16 protein-coding genes and 1 pseudogene are annotated in these 16,179 nt (G+C 65.5%); 3 read left to right on the forward strand and 14 right to left on the reverse strand.

From position 1 onward, the window contains the following. Positions 1 to 52: 52 nt before the first annotated feature. Complete coding sequence (locus tag OG874_RS24150) at positions 53 to 2,194, reverse strand: amylo-alpha-1,6-glucosidase (RefSeq protein ID WP_330249420.1); 2,142 nt, start codon at positions 2,192 to 2,194, stop codon at positions 53 to 55. Further along, positions 2,191 to 3,375 carry a glycosyltransferase family 4 protein gene (locus OG874_RS24155; protein WP_442943086.1) on the reverse strand — a complete coding sequence of 395 codons (1,185 nt, stop codon included), beginning with the start codon at positions 3,373 to 3,375 and terminating at the stop codon, positions 2,191 to 2,193. Before OG874_RS24155 ends, OG874_RS24150 begins: the two co-directional genes overlap by 4 nt. 587 nt (positions 3,376 to 3,962) lie before the next feature. Here OG874_RS24155 and OG874_RS24160 point away from each other — a divergent pair. Together OG874_RS24160 and OG874_RS24165 are read left to right on the forward strand one after the other, a co-directional pair. After that, positions 3,963 to 4,199: pseudogene (locus OG874_RS24160) on the forward strand (methyltransferase domain-containing protein); the annotation flags it as partial. A 95-nt stretch (positions 4,200 to 4,294) separates the two neighbouring features. Beyond that, complete coding sequence (locus tag OG874_RS24165; RefSeq protein WP_330249421.1) at positions 4,295 to 4,579, forward strand: hypothetical protein; 285 nt, start codon at positions 4,295 to 4,297, stop codon at positions 4,577 to 4,579. Here OG874_RS24165 and OG874_RS24170 read toward each other — a convergent pair whose 3' ends face one another. From OG874_RS24170 to OG874_RS24220, 11 genes are all read right to left on the reverse strand, one after another. Beyond that, positions 4,580 to 4,819 (reverse strand): hypothetical protein, encoded by a 240-nt coding sequence (locus OG874_RS24170; RefSeq protein ID WP_330249422.1) that lies wholly within the window; start codon positions 4,817 to 4,819, stop codon positions 4,580 to 4,582. It abuts the gene before it with no gap. A 40-nt stretch (positions 4,820 to 4,859) separates the two neighbouring features. After that, a complete protein-coding gene (locus tag OG874_RS24175) occupies positions 4,860 to 5,300 on the reverse strand; it encodes a carboxymuconolactone decarboxylase family protein (protein ID WP_330249423.1) in 441 nt (146 codons plus the stop codon). Between the two features lie 75 nt (positions 5,301 to 5,375). Next, complete coding sequence (locus tag OG874_RS24180) at positions 5,376 to 6,899, reverse strand: PstS family phosphate ABC transporter substrate-binding protein (protein ID WP_330249424.1); 1,524 nt, start codon at positions 6,897 to 6,899, stop codon at positions 5,376 to 5,378. A 207-nt stretch (positions 6,900 to 7,106) separates the two neighbouring features. Beyond that, positions 7,107 to 8,753 (reverse strand): GMC family oxidoreductase N-terminal domain-containing protein, encoded by a 1,647-nt coding sequence (locus OG874_RS24185; protein WP_330249425.1) that lies wholly within the window; start codon positions 8,751 to 8,753, stop codon positions 7,107 to 7,109. 810 nt (positions 8,754 to 9,563) lie between these two features. Continuing rightward, positions 9,564 to 10,637, reverse strand: a complete 1,074-nt coding sequence (locus OG874_RS24190) for a PHP domain-containing protein (protein ID WP_330249426.1) — start codon at positions 10,635 to 10,637, stop codon at positions 9,564 to 9,566. A 5-nt stretch (positions 10,638 to 10,642) separates the two neighbouring features. After that, entirely contained in the window at positions 10,643 to 11,224 is a 582-nt protein-coding gene (locus tag OG874_RS24195; RefSeq protein WP_330249427.1) for a dihydrofolate reductase family protein, read from the reverse strand. A 52-nt stretch (positions 11,225 to 11,276) separates the two neighbouring features. Continuing rightward, positions 11,277 to 12,143, reverse strand: a complete 867-nt coding sequence (gene mutM / locus OG874_RS24200; RefSeq protein WP_330249428.1) for a bifunctional DNA-formamidopyrimidine glycosylase/DNA-(apurinic or apyrimidinic site) lyase — start codon at positions 12,141 to 12,143, stop codon at positions 11,277 to 11,279. A gap of 153 nt (positions 12,144 to 12,296) precedes the next feature. Then, complete coding sequence (gene rnc, locus OG874_RS24205; RefSeq protein WP_330249429.1) at positions 12,297 to 13,019, reverse strand: ribonuclease III; 723 nt, start codon at positions 13,017 to 13,019, stop codon at positions 12,297 to 12,299. A gap of 22 nt (positions 13,020 to 13,041) precedes the next feature. After that, complete coding sequence (gene rpmF / locus OG874_RS24210) at positions 13,042 to 13,224, reverse strand: 50S ribosomal protein L32 (protein ID WP_014987105.1); 183 nt, start codon at positions 13,222 to 13,224, stop codon at positions 13,042 to 13,044. Positions 13,225 to 13,285: 61 nt separating this feature from the next. Next, complete coding sequence (locus tag OG874_RS24215) at positions 13,286 to 13,912, reverse strand: YceD family protein (protein ID WP_330249430.1); 627 nt, start codon at positions 13,910 to 13,912, stop codon at positions 13,286 to 13,288. A 102-nt stretch (positions 13,913 to 14,014) separates the two neighbouring features. Then, entirely contained in the window at positions 14,015 to 14,761 is a 747-nt protein-coding gene (locus OG874_RS24220) for a DivIVA domain-containing protein (RefSeq protein ID WP_330249431.1), read from the reverse strand. A gap of 339 nt (positions 14,762 to 15,100) precedes the next feature. Here OG874_RS24220 and OG874_RS24225 point away from each other — a divergent pair, with 339 nt between their 5' ends. Beyond that, positions 15,101 to 15,616 (forward strand): GtrA family protein, encoded by a 516-nt coding sequence (locus OG874_RS24225; protein ID WP_442943422.1) that lies wholly within the window; start codon positions 15,101 to 15,103, stop codon positions 15,614 to 15,616. A 62-nt stretch (positions 15,617 to 15,678) separates the two neighbouring features. Here the strand turns inward: OG874_RS24225 and coaD are convergent, their stop codons facing one another. Beyond that, positions 15,679 to 16,164, reverse strand: a complete 486-nt coding sequence (gene coaD, locus OG874_RS24230) for a pantetheine-phosphate adenylyltransferase (RefSeq protein WP_330249433.1) — start codon at positions 16,162 to 16,164, stop codon at positions 15,679 to 15,681. Positions 16,165 to 16,179: the final 15 nt, after the last annotated feature.

The following is a 16,179-nucleotide window of genomic DNA, read 5'->3' on the forward strand; positions in this document are numbered from 1 at the left end:
GCATGCCAACGTCCTTACGCCGGAGGACTACCCGATCTCACGCGATTCACCCTCATCGTGTGATCAACTGCCAGTCATCCGGCAGGCGCGCCGCGGTGATCTGGTCACCCTCGGCGACGAGATCGACCGTCGCCGAACCCAGACGCAGATCGCTCAACGCGACCTTGCCCCAGGTGGGCGGCAGCTGCGGACGCACGGTGAGCGTCCGTCCGGGCGCATCCGGCTCGAGTCCGAGGAACGAGCGCACCAGTAACAACGGTGCCGCACTCGCCCAGGCCTGCGGTGAGCAGGAGGTCGGATACGGAACCGGAACCGGGAACTGATCCCGCGGAAATCCACAGAACAGCTCGGGCAGCCGACCACCGAAAGATGCTGCCGCATCGAGCAATCCACCCGCGAGTCGAGTCGCGAGCTCGACCGCGCCGGGTACCTGCCGATAGCGCAGCAGGCCCGCGACGGCGATCGCGGTGTCGTGCGGCCAGACCGATCCGCAGTGATAGCTCATCGGGTTGTAGGCGCCCATCGACGAGCCGAGGGTGCGCAACCCGAAACCGGTGTCCATCTCCGGGCCGTCGAGCCGTTCGACCAGCTCGGCGGCATGGTGATCGGTGGCGATGCCCGTCCAAAGGCAGTGCGCCACATTGCTGGTCAGTGCGTCCACATGGCGCTTGCTACCGTCCAGCGCGACCGCGTACCAGCCCCTGTCCGGCAGCCAGAACTGTTCGGCGAATTTGCCGCGCAGTTCGGCCGCACGCTCGCGCAGCCGGGTCGCGGCGCGCAGATCGTCGAAGGCCTCGGCCAACTCCGCACGGGCCAGCAACGCGGCATACGCGTAGCCCTGGACCTCGCACAGCGCGATCGGCGCCTCCGCGAGATGCCCTGCGGCGTCGTTGATTCCGTCGAAGCTGTCCTTCCAGCCCTGATTGACCAGACCGCGATCGGTGGCGCGGCGGTATTCGACGAAACCGTCACCGTCGCGGTCACCGTGGTGGGTGATCCAGCGGACCGCGGCATCGGCGGCGGGCAGCAAGGCCCTGATCACCTCCGGATCCGCGCCCCACCGATGACATTCCGCCAGCAGCATCACGAAAAGCGGAGTGGCGTCGGCAGTCCCGTAATAGGTATTGCCGCCGAGCACCTGCCCGCTGGCGGGGCCGCGACGCATCTCGTGCATGATCCGCCCCGGCTCCTCCTCGGTGATCGGATCGACGACCTGCCCTTGCAATTCGGCCAGCTGCTGCAGCGTGCCCAGCGCGAGGTCCACTTCCAATGGCAGCGCCATCCAGGCGGTGAGCAGGCTGTCGCGGCCGAACAGGGTCATGAACCACGGCGCACCCGCGGCCACGAACGGACGGCCTTCACCGGATTCGTCGTGAATCTGCAAGGCGCCCAAATCGCTCTCCGAACGCCGCAGCACCTGGGTGAGCATCGGATCGGCCGACGCGATCTTGGTCGCGGTGTGCCGCCACGCCGCCATTTTCCGGCTCGGCGCGCTGAGCCCGTGGTGTTCACCCGGAGCCAATGGCGCCTGGACCCGCTGATTGCCGACCGTCGGCTGGGCGACGACCTCGGTCTGCCAGCGCTCACCGGGCAGCACGACGACGCGCCAGACCAGCGTGCCGGGCAGGAATGCGGGCTCGACGGTCGCCGAGACCGAGAGCCCGCGCATTCGATCGGTGCGGTCGTGCAGCAGCAACTCACCTTCGGCCACGGTGACCTCGGCCCGCCCCTGCGCGGCGCGTCCCTCCTTCACCGCGAACAGGTCGACAAAATCGGCGTCGACGTGCAGTTCCAGGGTGACCGCGGTGGGCTCCCTGCCCATGTTCTCCAGGGTCAGCACCTCGTGCATGCCGTCGGCGACCAAGCGCTCGCGCACCACGAGCAGCGTGCTGTCGGCCAGGCCGGCGTGCGGCGGCCGCCGCAAGACGAACCTGGCGGCGAATGCCTCCGGGCTGAGCACCGACAGCGACTCGGCCGGTTTGCCGTCCACCAGCAGCTCCCAGCGGGAGATGACGCGGGCGTCCCGGAAGAACAACCCGTGCGGCCGCCCCGGCTCGACATCGCCGAGCCGGTTCGACAGACAGAAGGTGCCGCCCTCGACCAACGTCACCGACCCCCCGCAGCCGCCGAGCCCCGTTGGCTCACCGGAGTTCAGCGGCGTCGGACTCGGCACTGCGCCGACGTCTGCGGTCATACCGGGATCCGGACCGGCACCGTCTCGCCGAGCAATTGGGCCGCGCGCGCAAGTCGCCGCGAGCGCAAGATCTGGTGATAGACCTGCTCGTAGCCGCGGCCCAGGGTGCCCGCGCCGAAGTTCGCCTCGACATGGGCGCGGCACGCGGCCGGATCCAGATCGCGCACCTCGGCGATCGCGGCGGGCAACTCGGCGGGATCGTCACAGATCCGGCCCGTCACGCCGTCGACGACGACCTCGGGGACCGCACCGCCGCGCAGGGCGACCACCGGTGTGCCGCAGACCATCGCTTCGATCATCACCATGCCGAACGGTTCCTCCCAGTCGATGGGGAACAACAGACAGCGTGCGCCTGCGAGCAGTTTACGTTTGGCCGCCGCGTCGGCGAGGCCGAAAACGTGATCTCGCTCGGTCAGCAGCGGACGCACCTCTTTTTCGAAATACGCCAGCTCGGGGGCTTCACTGCATTTGCCGGCGAGCACCAAAGGAATGCCGGCCGCATGCGCGGCTTTCAACGCCAGATGCGGCCCCTTGGTCTTTGTGAACCGACCCAGGAATAGCGCATAGTCACCTTTTTCCACTTGGAACGGCCACTGATCGACATGCAGCGCATTGTGTACACGCCCGACCCAATTCAGATCCGGAGCCAATTCGCGCTGCCGGTCACTGATGGCCACCAGTGACACGTCCTTACCTAATTCGCTGTAATACCGATAGCAGTCGTCGTCGTCGACCGGGCCGTGCACTGTGACCACCGTCGGCAGGCCTAGTCCCAGGTAGGCCGGGGCGTTGAGCGGTCCGGCGAAGGTGTGGTCGTGCACCAGATCTACCCCGGAGGTGGCGGCGATCCGCTCGATCGCCCTTCGCACCTTCAAGGCGTGCACTACCTCGGGAAACGGTTCGCCGAGCCGGTGCGGCATCGCTTGCTCCCAGACCGGGACGAACTTGGCCTTGGTACCGGGCTCACCCGCGCCGAGCAGTGTGACGTCGTGGCCGCGGGCGACCAGTGAATCGACCAAGTCGGCAACGACCGCCTCGACGCCGCCATAGGCCTTCGGCGGCACATCGAAATAAGGCGGAACGACCATGGCGATGCGAAATCGGGCGCCGACATGGTCGGTCGACAGCAGATCCGAAGAGGCAATGGGCGCCGAAATCGGCGCAAATAGACCTGTGCTCATGACCATCCTTCCAAGACAACCTTGTGCACATCCACCCAGCACTCGGTGCGCTGGGCGCCGAACGTGGTGGCCGCCTCGGCGGAGGTGGAGACTGAAGCCTGCACCGCCGTCCATAAGGGCTTGGTTGGCCTGGTCACGCTGGTTTGCGTGAACAGGGGGGCCGACCAAAGACGTACCTCCTGCTCAGGAACTCAAACCAAGCAGTTGGTCTGAAATGTACTCGTCCGGACCGCTTGCCGGTCCCGGTTGCCCGTTAAGAAATCAAGGAGGGTTACAGAGCCCTGACATATCGAAATAGTGATGAAATTCGAATTCGGTCGAGATCTTCGATATATGTCTCACAGATGGAGGTGGCGATGAGCGATTCGGATCGGAATGCGCTACGCGCGGCCGTACGCGCTCGATATGCCTCGGCCGCAACATCATTCGCATAATCGAGGGCCGGTTGTTGCGGAGGCGGTTCGGGTTGTGGCGCCGAGCCGTTCGACGAGGCCGGTTGCGGTCGGCAGTTCTATTCGACGGTGGACCGTGAGCTGATCCCAGCCGAGGCGCTGGCGGCGAGCCTCGGCTGCGGTAATCCGCTCGCGGTGGCCGAACTGCGCGAGGGTGAGACAGTGCTGGATCTGGGTTCCGGTGGCGGCATCGACGTGCTGCTGTCGGCGCGGCGGGTGGGACCGACCGGTAAGGCGTATGGCCTCGATATGACCGACGAGATGCTGGCGCCGGCCGCGTCGAATGCCCGCGAGGCCGGTGCCACCAATGTCGAATTCCTCAGGGGCACAATCGAATCCATTCCGTCGCCGGATACGTCGATGGATGTGGTGAATGCCGCGACAGACCTCGCCGGGCGTGCGCTCAGCGCGGGCTGCCGAGGAGCGGAGTTGACGGCTCAAGGTATACGCATACATATAATAGAGCCATGTTCGATCCAATCACCCTCGCGGTCGGGGCCGGGATCGCCGGTGTCGGCTGGGCAGTCGGGCGCTTCGGGCGGCGCACTCCCGCAGCGTCGGCGCGCGCCCGGTGTGGCTGTGGCCACGACCTTGCCCTGCACGATCCCCAAGCGGGCGAGTGTCACGCCGAGACGAACCGGAAGACGGGGTACGGCATACGCGAATGGGTGCGATGCGGCTGCCGTCGCTACACGGGCCCGGTGCCGATCGAGGACTTCTTCAGTCGACCGATCCTGCCGTCGGACGACTGATCAAGCGTCGATCACCACCGCGCCATGGGTCTGCGGCGCGATGAAGCCGAGCAGACACTCCGCCTCGGCGCGCACGGCAGCCTCATCCGCGGCCGAGAGCGGATGCCACGGCTGGATGCGCACGGTATGCACGGCGACCAGATGCCGGACGAGCTCGAACGGGGTCAGCTCGACCCGCTCGACCAACATCTGGCGCACCAGCAGGGTGCGGTTGAGCTCGCGCCGCGACAGTTTCGTCATGGCCGCCATGCTGGCTCAGGCCACCGACATCGACCGGGCGTCAGACCGCCGCGGGCTGCATCCGCAGCGGTACCCCGATCCGGTTCCACAGGTTGATCATCGCGGTGACCGCGACCAGACCGGCCCGCGCGCCCTCATCGAAATTCTTCTCGACCTCGGCCCAGACCTCATCACTGACACCGTGCGCACCGAGCTCGGTCACCGCCTCGGCGTACGCGAGCGCGGCGCGCTCGGCGTCGGTGAACTTCACCGACTCGCGCCAGGCGTTGAGGTAGTAAATCCGCTGTTCGGTCTCCCCCGCCATCCGCGCGTCGGTGGTGTGCATGTCGATGCAGAACAGGCAGCCGTTGATCTGGGAGACCCGGATCTTGACCAGTTCGCGGACCGTCGCGTCCAGGGGACCGCGGCGGATAGCCTGCTCGGCGGCGAACCAGGCCTGGTAGATCTCCGGGGCCACCTCGGCGAGCTTCATGCGTGACATGGGTCGTCCTCTCTCGATATCGCTTACCCGGATAAGACGAAATGGCCGCCGAATTCGTGACAGAAATCGAAAAATTCACGAAGACGGCAGGCAGCGACCGCGATCGGCCAGTTCACCGCACGGTTCGTTGCCGTGTGCGCGCAGCACGTCCTTGCCGGTCAGATCGGTCAAGAAGTGCAGGAAGCTCGCGCCGAGCGAATCGCCGGGGAGTTCGCCATAGCTGTAGGCGTATTCGACACCCCAGAACGGGTAGGTGCGATTGACCGCCGCGTCGCGGCCCGCGGTCACGCCGTCGATGGCGAGAGTCGACGCGCCCGCCTTCACCGCCTCGGAGAACTCGCTGTAGCCGATGGCACCCGGTATTTCGCTCACCGCCTTCTGCATATCCTTGGTGACCTGCACGTCGCAATACTTGGCGGCCGTCGGCGGGGCATCCTTGATCGCGACACAGCTCACATGCGCCCGATCGGGTGGCGCACCGCCGAGCAGCCTGCGCTCCAACGTATTCCGGGTGCCCGATCCCGGTATCCGATTGACCAGAACGATGGGCAGATCGGGACCGCCGAGTTCGCGCCAGTTGGTGATCCGGCCCTGATAGAGATCCTGGATCTGGGCTACGGTCAGGCTCCCGATACCGATGTCCTTGTGCACGATCATGGTGAACAGCGATAACGCCAGCGGACGGTCCAGCAGCGATTGGTAGCCATTACCTTTCGGGCCGTCGCTGATCGTCAGCAGATCGAGATTGTCCTTGCCCTCCTCGGCGACCCGGTCGAGACCGAGTTCGGTGCCCTCGAATCCGAACGCGAATTCCGCTCCGGTGCAGCGCTTCCCGTACTGTCCGGCCGCGTCTCGAATGACGGGCTCGAAGGCCGACGAGCCGACCAGCGTGAGTTTGCCCGTCGCGCAATCCAGCGGCGTCGCAGCGGGCTCCAGCACGGCGACAACGAGCTGAACGGCGATGACGACCACCAGGAAAGCGATGAGCCCCCACATCACTCGGGAAATCCCGGGGCGACTCTTGGTTTCGATGATCCGCCCACCCTTGATGCCGCCGCGCAGCTTCGGCGGGAGGTACTCCCCGGCGCCCTCCGAACGCTGCAGGATGGCCAGAATCTTGTAATGATCGGCGCGATTCAACGGCACCCTCGGCAGATCGATGGCGCCGATATACCCGGCCGTATCCTCGCGGACCGCGATGCCCGAGTCGCGGTCCAGCAAATCGGACAGACCATCGCTCAGTTCGGTCACCGCCATGCCGATGACCCGGCGCTGCGGAAAGTTCAGATGCAGGCCGACCCGGCTCGTCTCGGGCGCCTGGTAATCGTGCGGATCGATCGGTGTCGCGCCGCTGTTCTCGATGCGGACCAACACCACCGACAGATCCTTCAGCGGTGGGCTCACACCATCGCGCTCGGGGCGCAGTTGAGGTAGCACGCCCGGGTACACCGATTCGACTTCACCTGTGACCGGCGTATCCATCTGCACGCGATAGCCGATCTCCTTGCGCCCGACGAACACGAACTCCCACAGGAACGCGACGATCGACACCGCGATACCGATGAGCGCAAGGACGATTTCGATCGGAAAACCGCCCACCGGTATTGCCACCCCCAAGAGATCTGTGTTTCAACCATTTTCGTGCCTTATCCGGCAGGGGCCCGGATACCGCACCACTGTTCGACAACAGTTAACCCGCCGGACAACCCGACCGCACGCGCAGGGGTCGGGGCTGTCAACTCTGCCGCCGGCCCACCTCCAGAACCCCCGCCCTGCCGAATGCGGGCGGGGGTCGGATGCCAGCCGTCAGAAGGCGTCGTTGGCGATGATCTGTTCGATATTGCGTTCGGCGAGTGCGGTGATCGTCAGAAACGGGTTGACACCGGTGCTGCCGGGGATCAACGAGCCGTCCATCACGTACAGCCCCGGATAGCTGGTCAGCCTGCCGTAATTATCGGTCGTCGTATTCAGCAAGCATCCGCCGAGTGGGTGATAGACGAAGTCGTCACCCCAGATCTTGTCGGTGCCGAACAGATCGGACCGGTACACCGTGCCCGCCTTGCTGTTGATGGCGTCGAACATCGCCTTGGCCGCGGCGATGGACGGCGCGGTGTAGGACGACTGCCAGGACAGATCGACCTTTCCGGTGCCGGTGTTATAGCTGAAGGCGGCACGATTGTTGTTCTTGGTGATCGCCAGGTAGAGGTTGATCCAGGTCTCGGTGCCCGCCGGGAACGGCGCGATCTCGGCGAATACCGGTCCACTGGCGTTGCCCCAGTTGTCGATTCCCATGCAGGGAATGCTGGACTGCAGGGCACCGGTCAGATCCAGACCGGCCCGGCCGACCATCACATTGCCATTATTGCCCCAGCCGGTGCCCACGGAGGCGGGCAGGTTCGGCAGTTTGCCGGTGGCCTTCATGGCGACCAGCAGCTTGCTGGTACCGACGCTGCCCGCCGCGAAGATCACCTTCGCCGCGGTGACCGTCTTGGTGGCGACAGTGTTTCCCGCCGTGTCGATCTGGGCGATCGTGACGGTGTAGCCGCTGGCTGCCGGGGCCACCGCGGTGACTTTGTGCAGTGCGGATATCGACAGGTTGCCGGTCGCCGAGGCGGCGGCGAGATAGGTCTTGTCGAGCGATCGCTTGCCGTAGTTGTTGCCATAGATGACCTCGGCGTCGAGTGCGGACCGGGTCACCGTGTTCGCCTGTTCTTTGACCATGTAACCGAAGTCGTAGACATTGGGCACGAAGACCGTCGTGAAGCCCGCGTTATTGGCGGTCTTACGACTTACTCGACTGAATTGGTAGCACTCGGCCGATTCGAACCAGGTCTGGTCGATGTTGTTGACGCCGAGCGCCGACTGCGCTCGCGGAAAATAGGTGGCGTACATGGCGGTCGAGTCGACCGATGGCAGGATCTCTTGGAAATAGGACAGTTTGGGCTGGACCGCCATGCCGCCGTTGACCAGCGAACCGCCGCCGACGCCACGGCCCTGGTAGACACGGGTCGCGGCGAATTGCTCGGAGTCCAGCGCACCGGCATATGCGGGACTGATCGACTTGTTGGCCGAGGCACCCAAGAAATAGCCGACCGGCTGATCGGTCGTCGTTCGAAACCAGAACGACCGCTTATCCGGATCGAGCATATTGCAGAAGATTTTCCCGTCATCGCCCGTCGTGGTCCAACTCTGGCCCATCTCGACCATGGCCACCTTCTTGCCCGCCTGAGCAAGCCGCAGCGCGGCCACCGCACCGCCGTAACCGCTGCCGATGATCAGGATCGGAACGCTGTCGCCGTCGCCGATGGTGGCAGCCGTCGCCTTGGCGATCCACGATGATGGTTGTAGCGCAAGCGATCCCACTGCTAGCCCAGCGCCCGCGATGAAGCTGCGGCGCCGCACCCCCCGACGAACTCCGGTACCGGTCGCGGAACGAAAAGAGTTGCCGTGCATTACATAACCTTCCCGAGAAGAGGCGCCATCGACCGCCTCGGATCGTCAGAAGGTAACAGGTTCTAGTAATGCGATCGCCAGAATTGCGATGACTAAATCTTTCGCGAGCCGATCCGCTCGAGCCGGGAAGCCACGGCCACCCACCACATCAACTCCATCGGTCGGACACCGGAGACGCCTTACCCACAAGCCAATAGTCTTGCACTACAAGCATATTGGCGCGCAGCCAGGCCGCGCGGACTCTCATTCGATACGATCGCCGGCCCGCTCTACACGCGGACGCCACTCCCACAGCGACCTGGTCACAAGCGAGCAACTGGCATCGGCCACAAGCAAGATTGACACACGTTCCACTCGCAACCGGGAGCCGCGCTATCAGATTCCGCCGAAGCAGCCGTAACTACTGGCTCCGCAGCCGGAATACCCGGCCCCGCTGTCGCTTCCGTAATTGCTGGAGGGCCCTCTGTGGTAATTGGCGGACGACTTCCGCTTGGGGTCGATTACCGCACCGGTCAGCGCCTGCCAACCAGACACCTCGGTCTGGTACTTCTCCTTCAGCGCGCGGCTCGTTTCCGGCGCCCAATTCACAGAGGTGTAGGGGTCGCTCAGTTGCCGAACACCATCGGTCGTGATCTTCCTCCGTGGCCGTGGCGACCGGCGGAAACGCGCTCCACCTGGAGCCGGGCTCGGCCACGCACTGCAGATCAGCGTTCTTGCTGATCTGAGCGCCGATCACAGCAACGGTCCGCACGCCGACCAACGAGCCGAGCCTCTGCACCTACAGTGCGCGGCTCATCTCACCATCCACGATCAATCACCCTCCCCGGTCGCCTGCGTCGTCCGAGCCAGCAGCTGCTCAACTGGCCAAGTATTGATAACCCGCTCCGCCGCAACACCATTCGCGACCGCTCGCTCGCAGCCGTATCCCTGCCAGTCCAACTGGCCGGGCGCATGCGCATCGGTATCGATCGAGAAATAGCACCCCATCTCGACGGCCAGCCGTAGCAGCCGCGAGGGTGGGTCGAGACGTTCGGGACGACTGTTGATCTCCACGGCCGTGCCATAACTCCGGCACGCCTCGAACACGAGCTCGGCGTCGAACGTCGACTCCGGCCGCGTACCCCGCTCGCCCGTGATCAACCGACCGGTGCAATGCCCGAGCACATCCACATTCGGATTCGCCACCGCGTACACCATCCGCTTGGTCATCGTCTCGCTGTCCGCACGCAGATGCGAATGCACACTCGCGACAACGATATCCAGCTCGGCGAGCAGATCGCCCTGCTGATCCAGGGTGCCGTCATCGAGAATGTCCACCTCGATACCGGTGAGGATCCGAAACGGCGCCATCCGCTCGTTGAGCTCGGCGACCACGTCCAGCTGCCGCCGCAACCGGTCCGCTGAAAGCCCGTTCGCGACGGTCAGCCGCGGCGAATGATCGGTCAGCGCACAGTATTCGTGCCCGAGTGCGGCCGCGACGCCCATCATCTCCGCGATCGGGCTGCCGCCGTCGGACCAATCGGAATGCGTGTGCAGATCACCGCGCAGCTGGGCGCGCAGCGGCTTGCCCGGCGTGCCGATCGGTTGCGCGGCCTTGCGTAGTTCGTCCAAATACTCCGGTGCCGCACCGGAATACGCCTGTTCGATGACGGCGGCGGTCTTCGGCCCGATCCCCGCGATCTCGCGCCAGCTGTGTGCCGCGCGATGGACCGCCAGCTCGTCCGGTGACAGTCGCGCCACGATATCGGCGGCGCGCCGGTAGGCCTTCACCCGATGTGATTGCGCCCGTGCGCGTTCGAGCCAGAAGCCGATTTCGCGCAGCGCCTCCACCGGCCCCGGGGCGCTGCCCGGCGCCGATCCGGCGATCGAATCGTCTTCCGCCACAGCGGTTATGGAATTCTGCTGTACTTCACAAAGGCCACCCCGTCCTCGAACACCCTACTGGTGATCACCCGGAACCTGGCCGCCTCCGGCAGCCGCGGACCCGAGCCGAACAGCGACCGGCCCCGACCGAGCACGACCGGATACAGCTTCAGGAAGATCTGATCGATCTCCGGCATCAAAACCTGGGCCAATTCCCCACCGCCGCAGAGCCAGATCCCGAGTCCGTTGTCCCGCTTCAACTCTCGCACCGTCGCCAGCGGATCGCTGGAGATCAGCTCGACGGACGGATCCGGGCTCTCCGGCAGCGTCGTCGACACCACGAACTGCCGCAGATGCGAATACGGGCTCGAGGTCCCGGTCCGCACACCGAAGTCGTGGGTCTTGCGCCCCATCAGCACGGTGTCGAAGTAACGGTTGCGCTTATCGATGCCGAGGGCCTCCCGCACCTTGGTCGGCAGGGTCTCCGGGTACTGCGCGGTGATCGCCGGGCCGTGATCGCCACCTACCGGGAAGAAGTCGACCGACCCCTCCTCGGTGGCGATGAACCCATCGATTGTCGAAGCTACGTAGTAGGTGAGCTTGCGCATATGTCCTTCCTACCGGTCTGCTTTCCGATCCGCCTAGAAGAACGGTAGCTCGCTATCGTGACCGGTGACGGGCCTTCGGCTGGCAGCGCGGGCAGGAGTAGGAAGAACGGTTCATGAACTTCTCCCGCAGGATGGGCGCACCGCAGCGACGGCAGGGTTCGTCCTCGCGGCCATATACCGCCAGCGAGCGCTCGAAGTAGCCGGATTGGCCGTTGACGTTGACATATAGCGCGTCGAACGAAGTGCCACCGGCCGACAGCGCCTCCCCCATCACCGCGCCGACTTCGGTGAGCAGAGTGCGCACGGCAGGCCTGGTCAATCCGGACGCGAGGCGATTGCCGTGGATCTTCGCCCGCCACAGCGATTCGTCGGCGTAGATATTGCCGACGCCGGAGATCACAGTCTGGTCCAGCAACACGCGCTTGACCTCGGTCTGTTTGGCGCGCAGCGCGGCCACCACGACCTCGGGGTCATAGCGCGGATCCAGCGGATCCCGGGCGATATGCGCGACGGGCTCGGGCACCAACGTGCCGTCGACCTCGACGAGTGGCGCGAGCGCCCACCCGCCGAAGGTGCGCTGGTCGACGAAGCGCAATTGGGTGCCGTCGTCGAGGGTTGCGAGGATGTGCGCGTGCTTCTCCACGGGGGCATCGGCCGACTGCACCAGCATCTGCCCGCTCATCCCCAAATGAACGACGAGCGAGGTGTCGGGCTCGTCGAAGGTGAGCCACAGGTATTTGCCGCGCCGCTCCGCCGCGGCGACGCGCAGACCCTTCATCCGAGCCGCGAGATCGTCCGCGCCTTCGAGATGACGGCGCACCGACCTGGGGTGGGTCACCGTAACGGACTCGACGACCCGGCCCACCACATGCTCGGCCAGTCCGCGCCGGACGACCTCGACTTCGGGAAGCTCAGGCATTCAAACTCCTATCGACCACCGCGGAGCGAGTCTTACGAGCGACGTTCGCGGCCCGTCTCGCGTCCAAGTGGCCGAAGCGCATGCGACGCAGTCGCGAGTCTCGGCCACTCGGACGCGAGACATCGGGGGGCCGCGAACACGCGGCGCCGCAAATCAGACACCGTCGGTCAGTGCCTGGTAGGCGGTGCCGGCGGCCTTCTGCTCGGCTTCCTTCTTGGAGCGGCCCACACCCTGGCCGTACGGGCGACCGCCGATCACGGTGGTCGCGGTGAATTCCTTGTCGTGGTCCGGACCTGTCGAGGTGATCTCGTAGCTGGGTACACCGAGGCCACGTTCGGCGGTGAGCTCCTGCAGGCTGGTCTTCCAGTCGAGGCCCGCACCCATCCTGGGTCCGCGCTCGAGCAGATCGGCGAACAGCCGCAGCACCACCTCGCGCGCGACATCGATGCCGTGCTCGAGATGGACGGCGCCGAGCAGCGACTCCATGCCATCGGCGAGGATGCTCGGCTTGTCCCGGCCACCGGTGAGCTCTTCGCCCTTACCGAGCAGCAGGTGCACGCCGAGCCCGCCTTCGCCGAGCCCGCGCGCCACCTCGGCGAGCGCGTGCATATTCACCACGCTCGCCCGCAGCTTGGCCAGTTCGCCCTCGGACTTCTCCGGGTGCTCGTGGTACAGCCGCTCGGTGATGCTCAGGCCGAGTACCGAGTCGCCCAGGAATTCCAGACGCTCGTTGGTCGGCAGCCCGCCGTTCTCATATGCGTAGGACCGGTGCGTCAGCGCCAGCCGCAAAAGATCGGCCTGCACGTCGACGCCGAGCGCCACGAGCAGACTCGCATGTTCATCGGACGGGCCGGATTCGTCCTTGCTGGCGGTCACGTCGATACGACAGGTCGAACGATCAGACAGCAGCGGTGACCTGGCGGCCCTTGTAGGTGCCGCAGGAGGGGCACGCGATGTGCGGCAGGGTCTTCTCGCCGCAGGCGCGGTTCGGGCACGTGATCAGGGTCGGCGCGGTGGCCTTCCACTGGCTGCGCCGCGACCTGGTGTTGGAACGGGACATCCGGCGCTTGGGAACGGCCACGACTACTTCTCCTCTTGTCCTGTTGCTCGCCTGTTCGGCGGCACGGTCTTACGGTCTGGGTCTAAACGCTTGGGTCGGCACCCGCATCGGGGCTGCCGGTGCCGGGCGACTCGGTGGCGAACTTCGCCAACCCGGCCCAGCGAGGGTCAAGTATCTCATGCCCGTGGCCGGAACCCGCAATCGCCATCCGTACACCGCATTCCGGGCACAGTCCGGCACAGTCCGGAGTGCACAGCGGCTGCAGTGGCAACTCGAGGCCGATCTGATCGGTGATCACCGGTTCCAGGTCGATCGTGTCGTCCACGATGCGGTAGATCTCGTCGTCCTCGGTGGTCTGCTCGGTGGCGCTGTCCGGGTAGGCGAACAGTTCCGTGAGGTGAATTTCCACCGTGTCCGTGAACGGTTCGAGGCAGCGCGAGCACTCCCCGGCCGTCGGTGCGGTGACGGTTCCGGTGACGAGGACACCTTCGGACACTGCCTGCAATTGCAGATCGAGGTCCACCTCGGCACCTACCGGAATGGCGATCAGGTCCAGCCCGATCCGTCCGTCCGCGGTGACCACGCGATGCAGCTCTTTCATCGTGCCGGGGCGACGACCCAGGCTGATGACATCCAGCACGAAACCCGCGTCCGGCGTGCGGCGCGAGGCCGTACGAGGGCGCGAGGGTGAACCGGTACCGGCGGACATCACGAACTCACTTCACATTCGAGGGGAAATGGGCAACCACACCACAATACGCGAGGGCCGGGCCAAGACCCAAACCGTCTGGGGCATCGCACCCCCGGGGCGTCAGCGGCGATAGTCGGTCGCGTAGTCCGGAGCTCCCGCACCGGAACGCAGTTGGTGACGGCCGCCGCGGACGGTCCGCAGGTTGGCGTTGAGGGTCTCCTCGAATTCGGCGAGCCTGCTGTCGACGTAGTGGTCGCACTCGTCGCGCATGCGATCGGCCTCTTCGTTCGCCCCGTCGATCAGCCGAGCCGATTCGGCGTGCGCCGCGCGCACCACCTCGGTCTGCTCGACCAAACGGTCGCGCTCGGCCTCGCCCTCGGCGACCGAGCGGTCGTAGGAGGCCTTGCCCGCCTCGATCATCCGCTCGGATTCGACACGTGCCTGGCCGGTGACGGCCTCGAACTCGGCATTGCCGTCGGCGACGATGCGATCGGCGTCGGCCTGGGCGGTGTTGACCAGATGATCGGCGTGCGCGCTGGCCTCGGCGACCATCCGATCGGCGTGCGCCTTGGCGTCGGCGAGGATCCGGTCGGCCTCGTCACGGGCCGATCCGATGGTCTCGTGTGCCTGGTCGTTGGCGCTGCTCACCGTGATCTCGGCGGCCGAACGCGCATCCGAGACGATCTTGTCGCGATGGTCGAGCACATCCTGGGCATCATCGAGCTCGCCGGGCAACGCATCGCGCACATCATCGAGCAGTTCGAGCACATCGCCGCGCGGCACGATGCAACTACGGGTCGGCGGGATGCCGCGCGCTTCCTCAACGATGGCAACCAGCTCGTCGAGTGCTTCGAATACGCGATACATGCTCTTACCCCGCTCTCCTGCAGACCTACGGCGAAACTTTCCGCCGTAGGCCCAGTGTGCCCCTCGTCACGGCTCGTGCCGAGTCACCCACCGGTGTGTCGTCCGGGTGTCTCGCACGCCACAAAAACAAGTGGAGGATCTGTCTCCACTTGGTGTTACATTTATCCAGAAGGTCTGAACAAGATCTTCTTAAGCAGATCACAGGCCCCGACCGGGACTGTGGGGATAAGAGGAGGCCAACCGGGCGGATGCCTTCCCAACGGCTCGAGAGTCGCCGGGAAGGATGCGATGACCATCGTGGTTATCCGTACCGGAGGCTCGTGTGGGATCGGAAAGACAATGACCGTGCTGGAACTACCGCGGACGGCGGTACTGCCGACAAGCAGCTTGTACACGCCGTGGGCGGGTCCGTACCCGGTCCTGCGGATTACCACGGCTGTTCGGTTCGCGCAGCTCATGCAGTACCTGCGCGGCGATCGGGCGCTGGCCCAGCTGATCCGCTTCGCGCTGGTCGGCGGCTCCAGCAACGTTGCCTACGTCCTGCTGTTCTTCGCAATGCACGGCGTCGGTCCCCTGGTCGCCAATATCGCGGGCTCGATCGTGAGCACCGTGATCGCCAATGAGCTGCACCGTCAGCTCACCTTCCACGCGGCTGGCCGGGTCGGCTGGTTCACCGCACAGTGGGAGGGCGGCGGGCTCGCGCTGGTCGGCCTCGGCGTCACCACTGCCGCGCTGGCCGCACTCGAGGTGTGGACCCCTGGCATGGGCGACGCGTTCCAGGCCACGGCCATCCTCGCCATCACCGCCGCGGTCGGCGGCATGCGCTTCCTCGCTCTTCGGGGCCTTGTCTTCTGAGACGCTCTATAACAGGCCACACGAATCCGCCCCGGTTCTTCGGAACCGGGGCGGAGTTGTCTCTACCCCTTGCGCTCGGCGAGGCGGTCGAGCAGGCGCTTGTGGACGGCGGGCGGGAGCATGTCGGTGACATCGCCGCCGTAGGCCGCGACCTCCTTGACCAAGGAGCTGGACAGGAAGCCGAAGGCCGGGTTGGTCGCGATGAAGAAAGTCTCCACGCCGGAGAGCTTCTTGTTCATCTGGGCCATCTGCAGTTCGTAGCCGAAATCGGTGGCATCACGCAGACCCTTGACGATCGCGTTGATGCCCTCCTGCTTTGCGAAGTCGACGAGCAGGCCCTGCCACGACTCCACCCGCACATTGGGCAGATGTGCGGTGGCCTCGCGCAGCATCTCCATGCGCTCCTCGACGCTGAACATGCCCTGCTTCTTCGGGTTGATCGAGACCGTCACCACGACCTCGTCGAACTGGGCGGCCGCCCGGTTGAAAACGTCGATGTGTCCATTGGTCACCGGGTCGAACGAGCCCGGGCACAACGCTCCTGCCATGGATCAGACGGTATC

Origin of the sequence: Nocardia sp. NBC_00565, assembly GCF_036345915.1 — a bacterium.
Lineage (GTDB): Bacteria > Actinomycetota > Actinomycetes > Mycobacteriales > Mycobacteriaceae > Nocardia.